Source organism: Ignavibacteriales bacterium, assembly GCA_016700155.1.
Classification (GTDB): domain Bacteria; phylum Bacteroidota; class Ignavibacteria; order Ignavibacteriales; family Ignavibacteriaceae.
Genome location: CP065001.1, coordinates 3,854,160 through 3,869,448, shown reverse-complemented (window position 1 = coordinate 3,869,448; position 15,289 = coordinate 3,854,160). Strand labels below are relative to the sequence as shown.

At 38.4% G+C, this 15,289-nt stretch carries 28 protein-coding genes; 6 read left to right on the top strand and 22 right to left on the bottom strand.

The features are described from left to right. Positions 1 to 20: 20 nt before the first annotated feature. A complete protein-coding gene (locus tag IPM56_16210) occupies positions 21 to 599 on the bottom strand; it encodes a hypothetical protein (GenBank protein ID QQS35765.1) in 579 nt (192 codons plus the stop codon). A gap of 144 nt (positions 600 to 743) precedes the next feature. Here IPM56_16210 and IPM56_16205 point away from each other — a divergent pair, with 144 nt between their 5' ends. The 6 genes from IPM56_16205 (at position 744) to IPM56_16180 (ending at position 5,884) form a co-directional block, all read left to right on the top strand. Then, positions 744 to 1,154: a hypothetical protein gene (locus IPM56_16205; GenBank protein ID QQS35764.1), complete on the top strand. Its 411-nt coding sequence runs from the start codon at positions 744 to 746 to the stop codon at positions 1,152 to 1,154. Next, positions 1,151 to 1,618 carry a hypothetical protein gene (locus IPM56_16200; protein ID QQS35763.1) on the top strand — a complete coding sequence of 156 codons (468 nt, stop codon included), beginning with the start codon at positions 1,151 to 1,153 and terminating at the stop codon, positions 1,616 to 1,618. Before IPM56_16205 ends, IPM56_16200 begins: the two co-directional genes overlap by 4 nt. Next, positions 1,618 to 2,181 (top strand): hypothetical protein, encoded by a 564-nt coding sequence (locus tag IPM56_16195; GenBank protein ID QQS35762.1) that lies wholly within the window; start codon positions 1,618 to 1,620, stop codon positions 2,179 to 2,181. The genes IPM56_16200 and IPM56_16195 overlap by 1 nt, the downstream gene beginning before the upstream one ends. Before the next feature lie 176 nt (positions 2,182 to 2,357). Next, a complete protein-coding gene (locus tag IPM56_16190) occupies positions 2,358 to 4,004 on the top strand; it encodes a hypothetical protein (GenBank protein QQS35761.1) in 1,647 nt (548 codons plus the stop codon). A gap of 1 nt (position 4,005) precedes the next feature. Further along, positions 4,006 to 5,259, top strand: coding sequence for a DUF935 family protein (locus IPM56_16185; GenBank protein ID QQS35760.1), 1,254 nt, complete (start codon positions 4,006 to 4,008; stop codon positions 5,257 to 5,259). Beyond that, on the top strand, positions 5,249 to 5,884 hold the full coding sequence (locus IPM56_16180) for a hypothetical protein (GenBank protein ID QQS35759.1): 636 nt from the start codon (positions 5,249 to 5,251) through the stop codon (positions 5,882 to 5,884). The genes IPM56_16185 and IPM56_16180 overlap by 11 nt, the downstream gene beginning before the upstream one ends. A gap of 10 nt (positions 5,885 to 5,894) precedes the next feature. Here the strand turns inward: IPM56_16180 and IPM56_16175 are convergent, their stop codons facing one another. From IPM56_16175 to IPM56_16075, 21 genes are all read right to left on the bottom strand, one after another. After that, a complete protein-coding gene (locus IPM56_16175) occupies positions 5,895 to 6,098 on the bottom strand; it encodes a hypothetical protein (protein ID QQS35758.1) in 204 nt (67 codons plus the stop codon). A 247-nt stretch (positions 6,099 to 6,345) separates the two neighbouring features. Then, a complete protein-coding gene (locus tag IPM56_16170) occupies positions 6,346 to 7,089 on the bottom strand; it encodes a hypothetical protein (GenBank protein ID QQS35757.1) in 744 nt (247 codons plus the stop codon). Continuing rightward, a complete protein-coding gene (locus IPM56_16165) occupies positions 7,086 to 7,370 on the bottom strand; it encodes a hypothetical protein (protein ID QQS35756.1) in 285 nt (94 codons plus the stop codon). Before IPM56_16165 ends, IPM56_16170 begins: the two co-directional genes overlap by 4 nt. Before the next feature lie 87 nt (positions 7,371 to 7,457). Beyond that, positions 7,458 to 7,691 (bottom strand): hypothetical protein, encoded by a 234-nt coding sequence (locus IPM56_16160; protein QQS35755.1) that lies wholly within the window; start codon positions 7,689 to 7,691, stop codon positions 7,458 to 7,460. Position 7,692: 1 nt separating this feature from the next. Further along, positions 7,693 to 8,085, bottom strand: a complete 393-nt coding sequence (locus IPM56_16155; GenBank protein ID QQS35754.1) for a hypothetical protein — start codon at positions 8,083 to 8,085, stop codon at positions 7,693 to 7,695. Positions 8,086 to 8,087: 2 nt separating this feature from the next. Beyond that, entirely contained in the window at positions 8,088 to 8,603 is a 516-nt protein-coding gene (locus IPM56_16150; GenBank protein ID QQS35753.1) for a hypothetical protein, read from the bottom strand. A 1-nt stretch (position 8,604) separates the two neighbouring features. After that, positions 8,605 to 8,775, bottom strand: coding sequence for a hypothetical protein (locus IPM56_16145; GenBank protein QQS35752.1), 171 nt, complete (start codon positions 8,773 to 8,775; stop codon positions 8,605 to 8,607). Further along, positions 8,762 to 9,076: a hypothetical protein gene (locus IPM56_16140; GenBank protein QQS35751.1), complete on the bottom strand. Its 315-nt coding sequence runs from the start codon at positions 9,074 to 9,076 to the stop codon at positions 8,762 to 8,764. The genes IPM56_16145 and IPM56_16140 overlap by 14 nt, the downstream gene beginning before the upstream one ends. Continuing rightward, positions 9,076 to 9,582, bottom strand: a complete 507-nt coding sequence (locus tag IPM56_16135; GenBank protein QQS35750.1) for a DUF1018 domain-containing protein — start codon at positions 9,580 to 9,582, stop codon at positions 9,076 to 9,078. The genes IPM56_16140 and IPM56_16135 overlap by 1 nt, the downstream gene beginning before the upstream one ends. Before the next feature lie 12 nt (positions 9,583 to 9,594). Continuing rightward, entirely contained in the window at positions 9,595 to 9,840 is a 246-nt protein-coding gene (locus IPM56_16130; GenBank protein QQS35749.1) for a hypothetical protein, read from the bottom strand. After that, a complete protein-coding gene (locus IPM56_16125; protein ID QQS35748.1) occupies positions 9,833 to 10,060 on the bottom strand; it encodes a hypothetical protein in 228 nt (75 codons plus the stop codon). Before IPM56_16125 ends, IPM56_16130 begins: the two co-directional genes overlap by 8 nt. Before the next feature lie 10 nt (positions 10,061 to 10,070). Next, positions 10,071 to 10,676, bottom strand: coding sequence for a DUF3164 family protein (locus IPM56_16120; GenBank protein ID QQS35747.1), 606 nt, complete (start codon positions 10,674 to 10,676; stop codon positions 10,071 to 10,073). Further along, entirely contained in the window at positions 10,673 to 10,882 is a 210-nt protein-coding gene (locus tag IPM56_16115) for a hypothetical protein (protein QQS35746.1), read from the bottom strand. The genes IPM56_16120 and IPM56_16115 overlap by 4 nt, the downstream gene beginning before the upstream one ends. Beyond that, on the bottom strand, positions 10,869 to 11,066 hold the full coding sequence (locus IPM56_16110) for a hypothetical protein (protein QQS35745.1): 198 nt from the start codon (positions 11,064 to 11,066) through the stop codon (positions 10,869 to 10,871). Before IPM56_16110 ends, IPM56_16115 begins: the two co-directional genes overlap by 14 nt. Continuing rightward, a complete protein-coding gene (locus IPM56_16105) occupies positions 11,059 to 11,253 on the bottom strand; it encodes a hypothetical protein (protein QQS35744.1) in 195 nt (64 codons plus the stop codon). Before IPM56_16105 ends, IPM56_16110 begins: the two co-directional genes overlap by 8 nt. Then, the gene (locus tag IPM56_16100) at positions 11,250 to 11,444 is read right to left on the bottom strand and encodes a hypothetical protein (protein QQS35743.1); all 195 of its coding nucleotides are present in this window, start codon (positions 11,442 to 11,444) and stop codon (positions 11,250 to 11,252) included. The genes IPM56_16105 and IPM56_16100 overlap by 4 nt, the downstream gene beginning before the upstream one ends. Before the next feature lie 8 nt (positions 11,445 to 11,452). After that, on the bottom strand, positions 11,453 to 12,361 hold the full coding sequence (locus IPM56_16095) for an AAA family ATPase (protein ID QQS35742.1): 909 nt from the start codon (positions 12,359 to 12,361) through the stop codon (positions 11,453 to 11,455). 27 nt (positions 12,362 to 12,388) lie between these two features. Further along, positions 12,389 to 12,874: a hypothetical protein gene (locus IPM56_16090; protein ID QQS35741.1), complete on the bottom strand. Its 486-nt coding sequence runs from the start codon at positions 12,872 to 12,874 to the stop codon at positions 12,389 to 12,391. Between the two features lie 2 nt (positions 12,875 to 12,876). After that, positions 12,877 to 13,092: a hypothetical protein gene (locus tag IPM56_16085; GenBank protein QQS35740.1), complete on the bottom strand. Its 216-nt coding sequence runs from the start codon at positions 13,090 to 13,092 to the stop codon at positions 12,877 to 12,879. Beyond that, complete coding sequence (locus IPM56_16080; GenBank protein ID QQS35739.1) at positions 13,089 to 13,283, bottom strand: hypothetical protein; 195 nt, start codon at positions 13,281 to 13,283, stop codon at positions 13,089 to 13,091. The genes IPM56_16085 and IPM56_16080 overlap by 4 nt, the downstream gene beginning before the upstream one ends. Further along, positions 13,283 to 15,289, bottom strand: a complete 2,007-nt coding sequence (locus tag IPM56_16075) for a transposase (GenBank protein ID QQS35738.1) — start codon at positions 15,287 to 15,289, stop codon at positions 13,283 to 13,285. Before IPM56_16075 ends, IPM56_16080 begins: the two co-directional genes overlap by 1 nt.

Sequence of the window (15,289 nt, the reverse complement as noted above, 5' to 3'; positions counted from 1 at the left end):
TCCTTTAGTTTTATAAAAAATTAAACTGTTTTACTTGTTTCCATTTGTTCACGAATAGCGTCAGTCAAAACCTTATGCGGAGATTCTTTCTTATCCGGAGTTGCAGTGGTGGATGTTGTTTTGGTTTTGTCATCAGCAGTAGTTTTACCTGCCAGTTGTTTAGGCGGTGTAAGCTTTGCAGCAAATCTTTCTGTCATTTCAAAGTTGGCTGTGTAATCTTCTTTCCACTGTTTCTTGTCAGCCTCAGTAATTTTTTTGTCGGTGAAAAGTTTTTCGACAGCGTCATCAACTTTCTTTTCAAAATCTTTTTTAGCCTGGTCTGCTGCAGCTTTATTTGCATTTTCTCTTTGGGTCTGTTCCTGACCGATTGTATTAAGCAGTGTAGTTACTTTTTCTGTGAGGATTTTATTTTGATTAACAACTGCTTCAATCAATTCCTTGTTGCCGTCATCTTTGAACTTGCTCAAATCAAGTTTGGAAAAGTCATAGATGCCATCGTTAGTTTTTTCTAATTTTTCAATCTCAGTTTTTAATTCTGTCTCTTTGCCTTCAAGATTAAAACCGAGTTTTGTTAATAGTGCTTTCAGCTTCTCAAACATTTTCTTTATGACCTTTCAGTAATGGATTAAAGATTGGCATCAACCTACACCGGTCAATAGAAAGAAAAATGACGGATGCCGTATCCGTCAAGAAAAGTTTAATCAGCCGGTTTAAGTTTAGAGTGATTTTAATCAGGAGTTACAATGCCGCTTATTGATCGCAGTTCACTGAAAAGTTTTTACGGTAAGAATTCATTCATCACACAGGGTGATACAGCTATCGTTGGTCACGATGACGCCGTTAAGCAAGCCTCTAACATTGTGTATCAGCATACATTAATTCCAATACCTGCGGATATCGAACAGGCAATTGGAATCCTCCAGTTTTACGCACACAGTATTTATCAGTGGATTACAACCGGCATGCAGGATAAACTGGATGAGTTTGAAATGTCGCGCCGGCGCAAAATGTTTGATGACGCAATGGCTGCTCTCATGCAGATCAAATCAGGTAAGCTTGATGTGTATGATGATAACGGTGTAAAGGTTGAAACGGGGTTTTCTAAAACATCAACCTACTATGTTGACTCAGATAACCGGAGTGAAAGATTATGATACCACCAACAACTACTATTCAAACACTTGTTGATAAAACAGCTTTGCAGAATGAAACCATACTTCCGGATTATGTGGTTGATGTAAAAGAAATGTCTGAAGACTCAGCAAAAAATTTGCAGAAACCTTACGTGGGTATTTATGCTGACTTTGATTTACCTGCAGAGCTCTCGGCAAATAAAACCCCGCTTGCTGTTCCCGTTTCAGTTTATGCTCAATGCTGCAGTTCAGAAAAAGAGACTGCTGCAGAAAGTTTTAAGGAAGCATTCTTAATGGCAGTTGCAGTTATGCGTATCATTCGTGAAAACTATGGTGAATATGTTTTACAAAATCCTGAAGGCAATGATGAATTAATCAGAATTGATTTTCAGGATGTACCAATGGTTGTTTTAAGAAAGTCCGCACAGGCTTCAGTAATTTCTCTTCAATTCAAATACGATATCCGCAACATCATGGGACTATAATGAACAAACCAAAACCAAAAAGAAAAACAAGAGCTCTCAATATTTCAAAACGTTACCAGAAAGAAATACGAGATCTTGCTGAAAGCGGATTGAAGCCCGCACAGATTGTAGAACACTTTAATGGTAAGTTCACTTACTGGCAGGTGTATAACACAATCAATCCACGTCCCGCTAAACTGTCAGATACTAATATCAATGAACAAGGTGAGATTGAAGAGGTTGAAGCGGATAGTATAGTAACGGATCTGCCGGAAGTAGATCTAAGCAGCTTCACTTCAATTGAAAAATTTTTCGAGCACAGTGTTGCGGTCATTATAGCACAACTAAATTCAAAAAGAATTTCTCTGAAGGAACGAACTGCTCTTGTTGAGAAGCTTCAGAAGATATCACTTAAAAATAAAACTGCACAGATTGAACACTATTTGAAAAATGCAAATGCCCGTTTAACAATTCGTGTAATGCGAAGATGTGCTTTACTTCCTTCAACAAATTTAAGTGATGAAGAGATACTAAAAATTTATAAAGAGGAAGCTGAAATCCTCCGGAAAGAAACTAAAAAGTGAAAAACCCTGATTTTGCGTACAAGCCACGATTTTCAGAAAACCGGTACAAAGTACGGCTTTTTATTTTTAAACGATCCTGGTTGAATTTAAACGGGTTTTAAACGGTATAAAATCGATGTTTTTTATAAATACGTTGTTTCGACAGGTTCAATTTTTACAATTACCAAATTTAAGCCATGAATGAATTTTTCCTGAATGATGATCTCTTCCTCAAACAAATGGAGGAAGAATTAAAAAGAGAGTCGCTTGCTGAACAAGAAAAAGTATTCAAAGAAGCAAGCCGCATTCCTCCGTTCAAACAATCACAGTTATCTGATACAGCAAAGAACAAGCGTAAAGAAAAATCTAAAAATGATTTTTGGTACTGGGATAAAACTTATTTCCCTCCGGAAGTATATCCTGATTACGCCGAACCTGGTGCGTTTCATCATGAGCTTGTAAGCATAACTGACAACAAGGATGCAAAGGCTCACATCATTTACGGTCCCCGTAAGCATGCTAAAACATCTTACCTGAAGAGAAAAGTTATTTATGCCTTTCTTCATGCTAAAAGAAAATACATTGGCTTTGGTTCAGGAACACTTCGTGCGCCTAAATTATTTTTAATGGATGTGTACACGTTCCTTTCAAAGAATCCCCGTATCAAAAATGACTATCACATCAAGTGGTTAAAAATATCTGACGAAGGTCTGCACATTGTTTCTGATGTATCTGAATCTCCGGAGGGCTCATACCTTGAACCGTTATCAGAAGAGCGTTCAACAAGAGGCGGACAAAGAAATCTTATTGATCGTTATGACTTAATTGTTTTCACAGATATTGAAAACGAAACAGTCTCTCTTACAAAAGAAGCAGTAAGAAAACGTATTGACAGAATAAATGAAATGCGTTCGTCTCTTGAACCCTGGGGAACATTTGTCGCAGAAGGTAACAACTTCAATGTTGATACAGCAATGAATCAACTGCTCAGGGAAAAAGATAACGGTCAGCTTTCAAAGAATTTTGAACTGCATGTATTTCCTGCCTGGGATGCTTCACGTCCTGGCAAACAACGTTCACTGTGGTATGCTAAATTTCCTGCTGATACTGAGGAACAGCTTAAAGAGTTCTTACAGCCTGAAGATGATTATGACTGGGCAGGCAACTTTCAACAACGTCCGAAGCTTCGTGGGTCTGATATATTTCCAATTGAATTCTACCAGGAGTGGGATAGTCTTCCGAAAGATATTAAGATCGTGAATTACACCGACCCGAACCTTGCTAAGAAAAAGAAAGGTGATTCTACTGTTTCCGGTTCAATGGGATTCAGTCCGTCACTTCAAAAGTTTTTTATTCCGATTGTAATTTGTAAAAGTTATTCTGACCCTGATGATCTTCTTGATGACACCCTTGAGATGCGTAAGAAACTTAAAGAGAATGGTTACATAGTTCGTTCACTTGCGTTTGATGGTAATGTCAGCCAGGAATCTCACTGGACTATTCACGTCAGGAATTATTCACGTAATCATGGTTTTCCGGTCCCGCCAATTGAGTATAAAAAATATGATGTTGATGCACTCACCAAGAACGCTGAACGCATTTATAAAAATCGTGAAGTCTATTTCCCTCCCGGATTCAAAGATACAGAAATGGGAATAGTGTTCTGTTCTCTCTTCCACAACTTTCAGGGAAAGAAGAGAAATAAAAAAGATGACCCTCCCGATTGGTTCATCTGCATAATTGAATTGCTTCACGAACTTCACTTGGTGCGCTACAGTAATTCATTCAAAGTAGATGGTGCAATAAAATCTATTTCACAACGTACATTAGCCGAGAGGATTTAATATGCCTTATCATAATTCAGATTTAACAAATAGCCTGCTTCCAACAACCACACAGATAAAGCGATATCTCAGGCTTGCCAACATTTCGTTGACTGAAAAAAAAACAAAGCGTGATGTAAGACTGCTTATGAGTTACCTGCAGAGGCTTCAGGAAGTTGACGGAAGATTTCTTGGTTTAGTCGAACGAAGAAAGAGAGCTGTACGTGCACGCAAGTTTGACATTCAACTGCCTGCAGAATACAAGATGACATCAGTTGAAGAAAAACAATTGCTCGAAACTAAAACACGTTTCAGAAAAGCTAATATATTTTCACTATGGAATGACATCATTGACGGAATTATTTTTGGTCAGAGTGCAGTAAGACTGTATTTCGATAATACCAGGTTCGGTACTATGGTTACGAAAAAAGAATCTTATGATCTTACAGAGCTTGACCATTCAGAAACACTTGATAACTGGCTTGATGAATTAATCACTGATGAAAAGACAAAAGAGTTTAGCCGTATACCTCTTGATCCGGACATAAATATTATCACACGTTTTTCACCGATGAAAAACAGGAAACACTATGTCGGTTCATATGCACGTGCAATTAATCTTCTGTCATTTCTGAAATATCATACACGATGGCATTGGGCGGACAACAATGAGCGTCATGGCATTCCCCCAACTTATGCAACACATCCTGAAGCTCTTGATGAAGTTGAGATAAGCAAACTGATTGCAATGGTTGAAAAGCTGAAGAAAGATTCAGTTGCTGTATTCCCTGAGTATGTAAAAATACTTTATGAACAGGCATTGAAGTCAGACTCAACTGATTCATTCAAAGAGTTTCTTGATGCCGCTAATACTGAAATGGCAATTACTATTGTTGGTCAGAATTTAACTACAGAAGTACAGGGCGGAAGCCGCGCCGCCGCACAGGTACAGAATGAAGTTGATGACCTTATAACCGATGCTGATGTTGATACAGGAGTTGACATCATTACCAATCAGTATTTGAAACTGGATTTCATTAACAATTACGGTGAACCAAGAAATGATTACTTCGAGTTTGTTGAAGTAAAAGAAGAGCAGGAAGATTACGAAAGCAACTCACGTATATTCACAAACATTTTCACCGATGAAGAATTGAGAGAGAAAATTCCTATTGGCAAATCAGTATTCTATAAGAAACTTGGAATACCTGAACCAAAAGAAGGTGAGGAAGTAATTCAGTTCGCTCCTAAAAAGAAAGTGATTGATGGAGAATAATCCATTTGACCAGGTAAAGAATAATCTAACCTCAAACGCTGTAATGATTGTTCTGACCAACACTGCTAAAGCTTTTATTGTTGAACGTGTGGTGCGTGCTGAGTACCTGGAAGGTTCTTCCCAGGGAGCTGATCAATACAGTACAACTCCAATGCCTATTCCTTACGGTGCGTTTGTTAAGAAGTTTGGTAAAGCATTAGCTCAAGCTGCTGCAAATGATGAAGATGATATTTCAAAAACAATTAAGAAGGGCGGAAAAGAGTTAACCACTGCATCGAGCGGGGAGTTTAAAGTTTACACACACAAAGATGGTCACACTTATGTGTGGATAATGAAGGGTTACAAACGCTACCGTGAATTATCGGGTAAAGATACTTCGAGAGTTACAATGCACTGGACTGGCAGAATGATGCGCAACCTGGGAATACTCAGGCAGGAAACAAATGCTGTGCAGGGTGTACTTGGATTTCCATCTCCGGACGAAGCATTGAAAGCTTACTACGCTCATGTAGGTGCAGGTAAAGCAAAAAAGAAACATCTCTTTATGGGCTTAACACAAAAGGAAATTGATTCACTTACATCTGATGCTGCCGCTCTCATTGTCCAACATATACAAAAGTTGTAGAGACAGCATATTATGCTGTCTCTCCGCTTCCTTCAGTTAATTTCTTCTCATAACTATCAATCAGTAAATACATAATTGAAATCGAACCGGCTAAACCATAATCGTTACCGGTTTCGGTTTCAATTTTTTGTGCTGTGTGATTTAAGGAATTTGTAAGACTTCTTAGTTTCGTTACGAAGTCTGATGTGTCGGTGAAATCAAGTGTTAGTATCATCAACAATGCCCCGCGATTTTTTAGTTACCCAACAATATTGGCCGACTATTGCTTGACGTTACACCCACTGGGAAGAACGCCCCGATAACCTCACGACTACCGGATAGTCGGCCGGAACTATTAATACCGGAATCGACTATTGGAAAACGGTTCGTTTCCAACCAGTAGGTGTTATTTCAAGCGTTGCAAATATAAAATAAAAAACCCCTGTTTAACAGGGGCTTGACAGGCATTTATTTTTCCGAGATTATTTTTTCAGTTTCTTTACGAACACGTACCAGTAATGTGTGCAGTTGTAACCGCCGCAGGAAGTCTTAACAGGCAGTCCCTGTTTATTATCCATTGCCATAATTTGCTGAACAGTATAAACAGCATCTGCAGTAATCAGTTCAACACAAAATATTCTTGAGTCCTTCTGCAGTACACCGCCGTACTTAAATTCATTCAATCCTGCCTGTGCGGCAAACTCAAACATTGTTGCATTATCAAACTGGCTTACAGCAGTATTAGCAAGCGTGTATGCTTCACCGGTTCCAAAACCTTTAGTAACTAAATTTGTTCTGATGGTTTCAAAACCATACCCTGCTATCGATGCTTTTTTAATTTCATCAACAATAGAAGATCTCGTTGTTTCTTCAATACCGGGAAAGTCAACCTGATAAGCGGCAATAATTCTTTCATATTGTCCGGGCTTCAGTTCTATCACACCCGGAGTGACTGTATTAAAAAACTGTTCGTGTAATTCAGCAATTTTAGTTTGAGTTTTCTTCAGCTCTCTTTTAATTTCGTTCACCTGGTTGCGGGGTAACTTAAACAGCTTCAGGAATTCATCAGCGAACAAATCATAATCAGCTTCCGGATGTTGCATTTTGTATGAACGCCACAATGCATCTAACTCTCTAATCACAGCCTTCTTTAACTGCAGTACATCCTGTTCAAGCAGTGAACGAAACTCAATCTTAAATTCTTCTATCGATTGTCGTGGAGTCATAACTGGTCTGTGTACTGAAGCATTGATAGACTAACAACTGATTCAACCTGTATGCAGATATCATTGTTATCAGGACTCCAAACGTGAAGTTTTACTGGAGTGCAATTCGGGAACTGTTTGTTAAGTGCATTAATACGCGCTTCAAAATAATACTGATAATCTTTCGCTGACTCACCTGCAATTACTTTTCTTCTTTGCTCTTTGAAAAATTCCTGCACAGCTTTATGCAGTTTGTTTTTAGGCTGATAAACCATACCGAGATCGATTAAGTATTTTATCATGATTTCTCCTTTATTATGATTTTTTATAATTAAGCATAACCGGTTAACTTTAATTAAGATTTTTTGGTGGAGTTAAGTATATAACTGTCATTCAAATCCTTTGAATAATAGTTGCGGGTTATTAATGTGTTCACGTTTGAAGTTCATTGCATTCATAGCATCAGGAAAAGATTTCCCAGCGTTGTTGTACACATATATTCCTTTATCAAGCGGGTCTTTTATTTTGATTATCTTATTGTCGTTTTCCCATTGGACTATAAAACCATCATCGAATAAAAATGAAGCCTTTGTTAAACCAACTACCCCGTTCTCTCTTCCCATATCAGAATAACTCCAGTACTTCCTGAGCTAACATTTTATTTGCAAGCGCAATGGTTTTCTTATCATTGTTCTGAAGCTGCAGGACATGATCAACTAAAATGAAATGATAGTTCATGTATCTCCAACACTTCCTGAATATCTGTCTCTTTGCTCTTTCATTAACTTTTTTCTTTTCAGTTTCATAATCACCAAACCATCCGCTTCTGTAATTGTGTCCGCCGTGTCCCCAGCACTTATTCCAACTCGTAATGTGAGTATGCCGGTAGTGAGTAACCATATTCGCAAGCCACAATACTTTCATGTCGGTGATGTTTGATGCAAGGTAAGTTGATTCAGGAAAGTATTTTTTACAGAGAGGACAATAAACCTTGTTATCCTTTAAGAGATTTTCCACCACTAAAATCTCCTTTCCGGTTCTAAATATTTTTGTTTTGTGATTGTGTAAAAATCAACTTCATTCATACAGGGAATAATCCTTCCTGATGCGCTGTGAAGATATCCGCCCTGTACATAGTGCTCTGGTTTAATTGCTTCAACAATTTTTATGTTGTATTCACCAGGTCCGGTGCGTAAGAGCAGAATCAAACCATAGTTGTTTTCATCTGCCATAAATAAATCCAACTTAATCCCCTCAGGCAATACAAGCTGTGCATACTTCCCGTTGCCATTTCCTTTAACACGTTCAAACGAGTTCACCAGTGAAACAAATTCAGGCTTACGTGCAAGTTCAGCTTCAAATAAATCTTTGGACTGTAGCGTCTTTAAAGGAACACAAACTATCTCCATATCTTTTACAAAAGGTTTGCGTCTGCGAATTGACCCGGCAACTTTTATTTTACCATCAACACAAAGAGGTTTGAATAATTTCCAGTACTTAATTGCTATTTGTTCAGCCTTTGATAAGTCAAACATATTATCTCCTGACATGCCGCTTACTATCAAACGCAACATCATTACCTGCAGCAAGAAAACTTAATTCATATTTGTGCAGTGATTCTTTTAAAACCCTGACTGGTTTCCCGGTGATATCTTTCAACCAAACAAATTTATTTTTGCTTACTTCCATTCCTCTACTTCTCTTCATCACTCTCCTCAAACATTTTAAGAGACAACTGTGCTTTTACATGCTTACGCTTTTCAAAAAATTCCCGCACCCGCTCCTGGAAGTCCTTAACTATCTTATCCAATTCATCATAAGTCCGTGAAGAGCGCACAAAAGGAACTTTAGTTGGAATGCTGAATACCATAGCATGATGACCACACTTGGGACACATAACTCCGAACGTGCGGTAAGGACGAAAGAAGTGATCATTCTGCTGCGTCACTAATCCTTTCTGTTCCTCATTCGGGTCCTTATACTCGTATAAACAGTCTGGGCATTGCATCAGTTGCTCGCTGCTTTTTTGTTAGTTGATGATTTTCTTTCCCTTGCAGCTTTCATTGACTGCAATGCTGTTATAACTATTTTTGCATGTTCATCATACAGCATAGTTATATCTGAAATGCCCGTAAGGTTCTCAATAAACCTTTGTAGTGATTCATCAGATTTATTACGAGCTAAATCTTTCCATAGCGCTTCAATCATTCTTAACTTTTGCGGTTCGGGATATGGATAACCTCTTTTCCGGAGAGCTTCATATTTCTTTTTTCCCCATCCATATAACTCTACTGATCTGCTGACCGGTTTAACTGTATCTGTTTTCTTTTCCGGTGGAGTCCATCCGCGCTCCTGCAGTTTTGCAAGCATATCTTCAGCATCCTTATAGCTAAGGTCTTTTGCGGATTTAACTCCATATCCACCAAGCAGTGACTCATAGTCTGCAGAACTCAATCCGAAAAATTTTCGTGCGTCATGTATAAACCACTTCTGCCGGTTGTTAGCTTTTTCCATAACATTCCTTCCTTACCTTTTTTTGAACGGATTTATTTTTGGCAGGAACTGTTTTTTCTTCTCATTCCATTCCGCTTGCAGCTTCTTACAATTCTTCAGGTGACTAACAAAATCTCTGCTGTTAAATACGCAGTCATCTTTCAGTGTCAGTTCCCCTTCAGCAATCTCAACCGGTATTACGCTGTCGTTATTGGTTTTCATAACAACAAGTCTTGTCTTACAATGACCACAGCGGAATGGTTTAAGAAATTCACTCACTCATTGCCTCGTTCAAATCTTTCAACCTTAACATTGCGTTATTAAGATCGAACATTGTTGTTTGAACTTTCTGCATAAGCTCTTTTTTCATAAGAGCCTTGTAGTTTTCATTCCTGTAGGTCCGTAGATTTGTATGCAGATCATCAATCTGCATTACTATATCTGCCAGGCTAACAGTTTTATTTTCTTCTGCATTACCATTTAATTCAACATTACCCATTTTACACCTGTTAAATAGATGAATAATTCAGTTCAACATTTTCATATTCTCCCTGGTCATTTCTAACCCAGATGCGGGAGTAAATCTTGCTGTCGGGTTTCCTGATACTGCTTTCAATCAAATCAACGGCATCACGGAATAACTGATGCTTGATTTTCTTCTTGTACCTTACCAACTGCATTACACGCTTGGTATCAAGCTTTCCGTTGCGTGTCTGGAATGCTTCAGTTATTAAATCCTTGATGAAAGAAATATCTGCAGGCACCTGTTCATCAATGAATGTGAACAGCTTTTCTTTAGCTGCTTTCATCAGCATATCATCAAACACTACACGCTCATTAACACTTATTTCTATTTTAACTGACCTGTCAAAGTTGAACCAGGAGAAGTTTCCCTTGCGCTTGCTGATATCCACATCATTCTGTTTCATTACTTTTACAAACAGACCTTCACTTACGGAATGCACTTCATTCTTTAACTGTACCAACTCAGTGTTAAGCTTCTGTGCTTTCTTCAGTATCCTGGCAGATGCAGCTTCCATTGTTTTTTCAAGAGCAGTTATCCTGCTTGCCGGTATCTCATTACCGCTTTCGTCGAACCATTTTTCTTTTTTCATTTCTGACCTTTATGTTTTTTTAGTTTTATTTCCAGAGACTTCCTCAAATATTTTTTTTGATGCGTCTCTGCCTGTGCAGCTCCCGAACATGGCGCTGAACAATACTTCTGAAGCTTCATAAGTTTTTTCCTGCCGCATACACCGCAGGTTATTTCAATAAACGCTTCACCATTGATTGTTTTGATTTCATACTCACTTGCGTTCACTGTTCACCTCCCAGGGTTTTGATTCAACCGGCATACTCTGAAATTCATTTACATCACGCCCGGTTAATTCCTTCTGTTCAGCTTCGTATGTAAAAGCTTTCACAATCTTGTTGTTGGCAGTTTCAACTTTAACATACTTTGCAGACTGATTACTGCCGGCAATACGAATGATGTGTTTACTCATTATCGCCCTCACTTTCGCTGTCAGAATGAGTATTACATCCGTCATCAGTAATCTTAATTCTGCCTAACCAGGTAACTACGTGAGCATCAGGATTTTTCATTTCATTGCGTGCTGTAACTAATTCGCCGCGATGTTCTGACTTCCTTATTACCTTTTCACCAACAAGAAGAGCATATTCTTTTTTCATTTGTAGCCTCCCTTGTAAAGTGATTTTGAAATATTGTGATAGAAGTTTGACTCAATTTCCGGAGTCCAGAGAAACACATAACTTCTGCCGGTTCCGCGACTGATTATTTTATTCACCTCAGCAACAAGCACTTCAAAAGTGTAAGTGCCGGAGAAGTAATTTCTGTAAGCATTCCTTAATTCATTTTCCATCATTCACCTCAACTCACTAACTGTCTGTTAGCTTTAGCAATTACATCAGGGTTGATCTTGATGCCTTTGTTCTTTGCTATTCGCTGTGCTTCACGTGTAAGAATATTGAGCACCCTTGCATTGCGTCTGGATGGCTCTATGAAGTCCTTAAACTCACCGTTTGAGCCCGGGATAAATACCTTAGTAAGTTTTTCAATATCGGAATCTTTAAGAGGCTGCAATTCAACTGCCGCACCAATGCGTGTATATATTTGTTCGTGTACACCGTCAATACCTCTGATTAATTTCAATCCCCTGGGCAGACCTGCAAGCACTAAACCAACTCCCGCTTTATCGTGAATTGTTCTTAACAGCTCTATTGCTTTGTCCGGAAGGTATTCAAACTGATCAACGATTATCGTTCTGCCTGTGTTCTTCAGTTTTTTTATTATGTCCTTCTTTAGTGAGTTAAGATGTCCCTTCGCATTGAAGCCAACTCTCTCGTGTATTTCAACCATCAGTTCTTTAGTTGAATAAGCGGCATCAACTTCAATGTAGATTACATCCTTATGGTCTGATGCGTACTTTTGAAGTGCTTTGGTTTTGCATAAACCTGAACGACCGATTACAAGTCCGATTGTCTTTTGAACGTGACATAGCCTGCATAAATCAATCACTAAATCTGAATTAGTTACGCCGGCAACAAACGGAATATCATCTATCGCGGTCTCTTCTCTTTCACGGTGAAGTGCCAGCCAGTCATTTACAATCTTTGCTGTTTCCTGTATATTGCCTTTGTAGTTTTTATTCAGGAATTGATTAAGCCTGGCGGGTGATATACCGATTGCCTGCGCTCCCGTATTGATGCTTTTTACTTTACCGTTTTCAATAAGAGAGTTGAATTCTTTGATAACCTGATCGATGTTGATGTTAGACATTGGATTCTCCTTTTTTTATTGATTAACTCAGGACTGTGTGGTATCAGCACACAGTCCTTTTTTATTTTCTAATTCATTTAATAATAAAATCGCCAGAGACACTATTGTGTAAAGCGGTTGTGTTGCTCCTTTATCCTTCTTAACTGATTCCCAAAAAATCTGCAGTTGATTAAAAAAGTTATGTCTCACGAATGCACTGAGATAACCCGGGTCATCTATTGGTCCCGCTTCCTGATCAAGCAAACTGCTTGCTGCAGCTTCATCAAGAACTTCGTTCCATTTTTGGGGAATACCATTACACTCACTTATCGCACAAACGCTCATTGCGGCTACCTGTACCAACTCCCGTTCATCAATGCCGGTCATCCGACCGAGAGATTCAAACAGTTCTTCTATTTCCGCTTTGATAACAGCATATGCTTCGTGCCAGGAATTAAAGGGTTTGAATTTTGTTCTTGCCTCGATAATCTCTAACACAATTCTTGATTTGACCACTAAGACATTCGATTTCATACTTACTTCTCCTTTTTTTGATGTGAATGACAATGTGCTTTAATTAAAAAAATCTTTTCATCTGCAGTTAGTTCTTTGTTGTTAATCCACTTACTGATTGTGCTGCAGTTACAACTACTCTGAATAGCAGTTGAACAACCACTGAGCATCAGCAATAAAAAGAACGACACTAATAACATCAGGTAAACCCTGTCTGCACGTTTAATTACTTGGTTCACTCTTCCACCTCCTCAATTTTTCCATTTTCATATTGGATTGAAATTAGTTTCCATTTCGTTATGGGGTAATCTGTATTGGGTACTTGTAAGAAGCTGATAAGTAATGCTCTTGCAATGACTTTATTTTCAGCCTGGATTGCGAAAAGAGCAAATACGCCATTGTCCTGATATTTGAATGTGAATAATTTCATTAATCTTCCTTTATATAAAAGTCGGGAGATTCATCGCTGTTCATTAGTGGTTTTGGTGTGCTCAAATCCAGTTTAACATCATTTGCAGAGTTCAACAACTTCCGGGTTTTCTTTGCCTGTTTCTTTAGTTCTTTATTCTTTATAACATCAACCGTTCTTTCAATCTGTGGAGTAATAACATTTTCACAGTAATCCCTATAATTCCCTATCGTTAATTTTTTCAGTTCATTTTTCTCTGCAAGTTGCTGTGAGACTAATGCTACGTCTTCAGGAGTTCCTGTATATTTTGCAAGCGGATGGACTAATGTTTTTTTGAATGCTTCGCACAAAAACTTCCCACTCATTTCCTTCACAATTATTGAATCAAGTTCCTGGTCATCGTATAGTATTTCAAAGGATACTCTTTTGTTTTCTTTTGAGAACCGGTATAACTCGTGATGGAAATAATAATTTCCCCTGAACCTTATTCCATTGGGATATAGCTTTGTTATTGTCTGCGACATCATTAGTAATGTTAATTCGCCAGAACTGAGCGAACGTATCTTGAAATCTTCCTGCTGTTTTACTCGTTCGTAGGATTCGTTAAATATTTCAATAGGTGTATAACCTTTATAGAAGCCATCCTGGTGCGGTCGGTTAGAATATTCATCAAACCATTTTGCAATCTGGTGGTGAGCCTGGTATAAATCGAATGCTACTGTCTCTGTCGCGCGGTCGAATATTTGTTTGTGGAATTTTTCGTTACGCATCATACGAGGGGGTTTGGTTGCTATTGATGTTCCTGAATAAGTAATCATTCCACGTTCAAGGTCAGCCATTGTACCGAAGAATCTCTCCACAGTTTTTGCCTGCCCATTGTAGGGTTGAGATATAAGTACGTCATCAAATAATTTAGAAAACAAACCTCTTATCCCGCATTGTTCTAAATCACCCATAAACCACTTGCTCTTGTTGGCTCTGCCGTTATCAATGTTTACAACCTTTCCCTTCATACCAAGCCGTAATAATGCGTGTCGCATGGCTGAACTGATTGAATATACATTTTCAGTAGGCATCAACTCCCAGCCTAATGGCAGGTCAGATCGGTAATCATATACAACTATCAAAACCATTCTTATAAGCTTGCCGGTTGCCGGGTGAATAATCTGGAAGTTGGTTTTGTGCCCGTCAATAATCAGCATATCACCAACCTCTGCCTTATCTTTATCACGCATCAGTGATGGCAGTATTTTATCGTTTAAAGCTTTTTGTCCTTCCCGACAGTAAGTCCATTCATCAGCGTTCAAGTCTGCCCAGTTCTGTATCCATCTGCGAAGCGAAGCATCACTTTTCGGGCAGTCAAAACCATCAATCAACATATCATCTTTTGCACGCCGAATGATTTCAGATATTCTTAATTTTGTGTTTGGAAGTTTTATATACTTTAGCAGGTAATTTGCCTGGACGGCAGAGAGTTTCGTTTGTTTTCCATAGTGATATTTCGGTGCAAGTTTAAGTGCATCTTTTTGCCATCCCTCAACCTGGTTCCACTTGTATATTATCTTTAATGATACTTCACCAAGAATATTAGATAACAGCGGCCACTGCTTTACTTCATTGTATAACAGCTTAAACTTTTTATCAGCTTTCATCTTACTCAAACTTGATTTATCACGATGCTTCAGCCATTCAGTAAGCAGTTCAAATCTTGCGAGTGCGACCTTCTTTTGTTTGTCGTTTAATTTTGTTGCAGGATTATTATTTGTTTGAGAAGTAGTTACTAAAGCAGTTGAAGTTGATGACGAACGAGACTCCCAGTACTTAACCTGTATATGTTGCGGTAACGAGTCAAGTAATATCTGATATTGCATCCCGCCATTGCCTGTCACTTCCTTTACAAGAAATTCATCCTTTTTTCTGCGCTTATGAAAACCCGCTTTCTGAATCTCAAGTAATGAGCATACATCTTTCACTGTTAACCATATCTGTTCCTGCACTGGTACAAGTTGATGAACAGCTAATCCCAT

Bases quoted from the DNA above. Each gene is read 5' to 3' on its own strand.
- IPM56_16210 (QQS35765.1), bottom strand. From the start codon at position 599: ATGTTTGAGAAGCTGAAAGCACTATTAACAAAACTCGGTTTTAATCTT.
- IPM56_16205 (QQS35764.1), top strand. From the start codon at position 744: ATGCCGCTTATTGATCGCAGTTCACTGAAAAGTTTTTACGGTAAGAAT.
- IPM56_16200 (QQS35763.1), top strand. From the start codon at position 1,151: ATGATACCACCAACAACTACTATTCAAACACTTGTTGATAAAACAGCT.
- IPM56_16195 (QQS35762.1), top strand. From the start codon at position 1,618: ATGAACAAACCAAAACCAAAAAGAAAAACAAGAGCTCTCAATATTTCA.
- IPM56_16190 (QQS35761.1), top strand. From the start codon at position 2,358: ATGAATGAATTTTTCCTGAATGATGATCTCTTCCTCAAACAAATGGAG.
- IPM56_16185 (QQS35760.1), top strand. From the start codon at position 4,006: ATGCCTTATCATAATTCAGATTTAACAAATAGCCTGCTTCCAACAACC.
- IPM56_16180 (QQS35759.1), top strand. From the start codon at position 5,249: ATGGAGAATAATCCATTTGACCAGGTAAAGAATAATCTAACCTCAAAC.
- IPM56_16175 (QQS35758.1), bottom strand. From the start codon at position 6,098: ATGATACTAACACTTGATTTCACCGACACATCAGACTTCGTAACGAAA.
- IPM56_16170 (QQS35757.1), bottom strand. From the start codon at position 7,089: ATGACTCCACGACAATCGATAGAAGAATTTAAGATTGAGTTTCGTTCA.
- IPM56_16165 (QQS35756.1), bottom strand. From the start codon at position 7,370: ATGATAAAATACTTAATCGATCTCGGTATGGTTTATCAGCCTAAAAAC.
- IPM56_16160 (QQS35755.1), bottom strand. From the start codon at position 7,691: ATGGGAAGAGAGAACGGGGTAGTTGGTTTAACAAAGGCTTCATTTTTA.
- IPM56_16150 (QQS35753.1), bottom strand. From the start codon at position 8,603: ATGTTTGACTTATCAAAGGCTGAACAAATAGCAATTAAGTACTGGAAA.
- IPM56_16145 (QQS35752.1), bottom strand. From the start codon at position 8,775: ATGAAGAGAAGTAGAGGAATGGAAGTAAGCAAAAATAAATTTGTTTGG.
- IPM56_16140 (QQS35751.1), bottom strand. From the start codon at position 9,076: ATGCAATGCCCAGACTGTTTATACGAGTATAAGGACCCGAATGAGGAA.
- IPM56_16135 (QQS35750.1), bottom strand. From the start codon at position 9,582: ATGGAAAAAGCTAACAACCGGCAGAAGTGGTTTATACATGACGCACGA.
- IPM56_16125 (QQS35748.1), bottom strand. From the start codon at position 10,060: ATGGGTAATGTTGAATTAAATGGTAATGCAGAAGAAAATAAAACTGTT.
- IPM56_16120 (QQS35747.1), bottom strand. From the start codon at position 10,676: ATGAAAAAAGAAAAATGGTTCGACGAAAGCGGTAATGAGATACCGGCA.
- IPM56_16110 (QQS35745.1), bottom strand. From the start codon at position 11,066: ATGAGTAAACACATCATTCGTATTGCCGGCAGTAATCAGTCTGCAAAG.
- IPM56_16105 (QQS35744.1), bottom strand. From the start codon at position 11,253: ATGAAAAAAGAATATGCTCTTCTTGTTGGTGAAAAGGTAATAAGGAAG.
- IPM56_16100 (QQS35743.1), bottom strand. From the start codon at position 11,444: ATGGAAAATGAATTAAGGAATGCTTACAGAAATTACTTCTCCGGCACT.
- IPM56_16095 (QQS35742.1), bottom strand. From the start codon at position 12,361: ATGTCTAACATCAACATCGATCAGGTTATCAAAGAATTCAACTCTCTT.
- IPM56_16090 (QQS35741.1), bottom strand. From the start codon at position 12,874: ATGAAATCGAATGTCTTAGTGGTCAAATCAAGAATTGTGTTAGAGATT.
- IPM56_16080 (QQS35739.1), bottom strand. From the start codon at position 13,283: ATGAAATTATTCACATTCAAATATCAGGACAATGGCGTATTTGCTCTT.
- IPM56_16075 (QQS35738.1), bottom strand. From the start codon at position 15,289: ATGGGATTAGCTGTTCATCAACTTGTACCAGTGCAGGAACAGATATGG.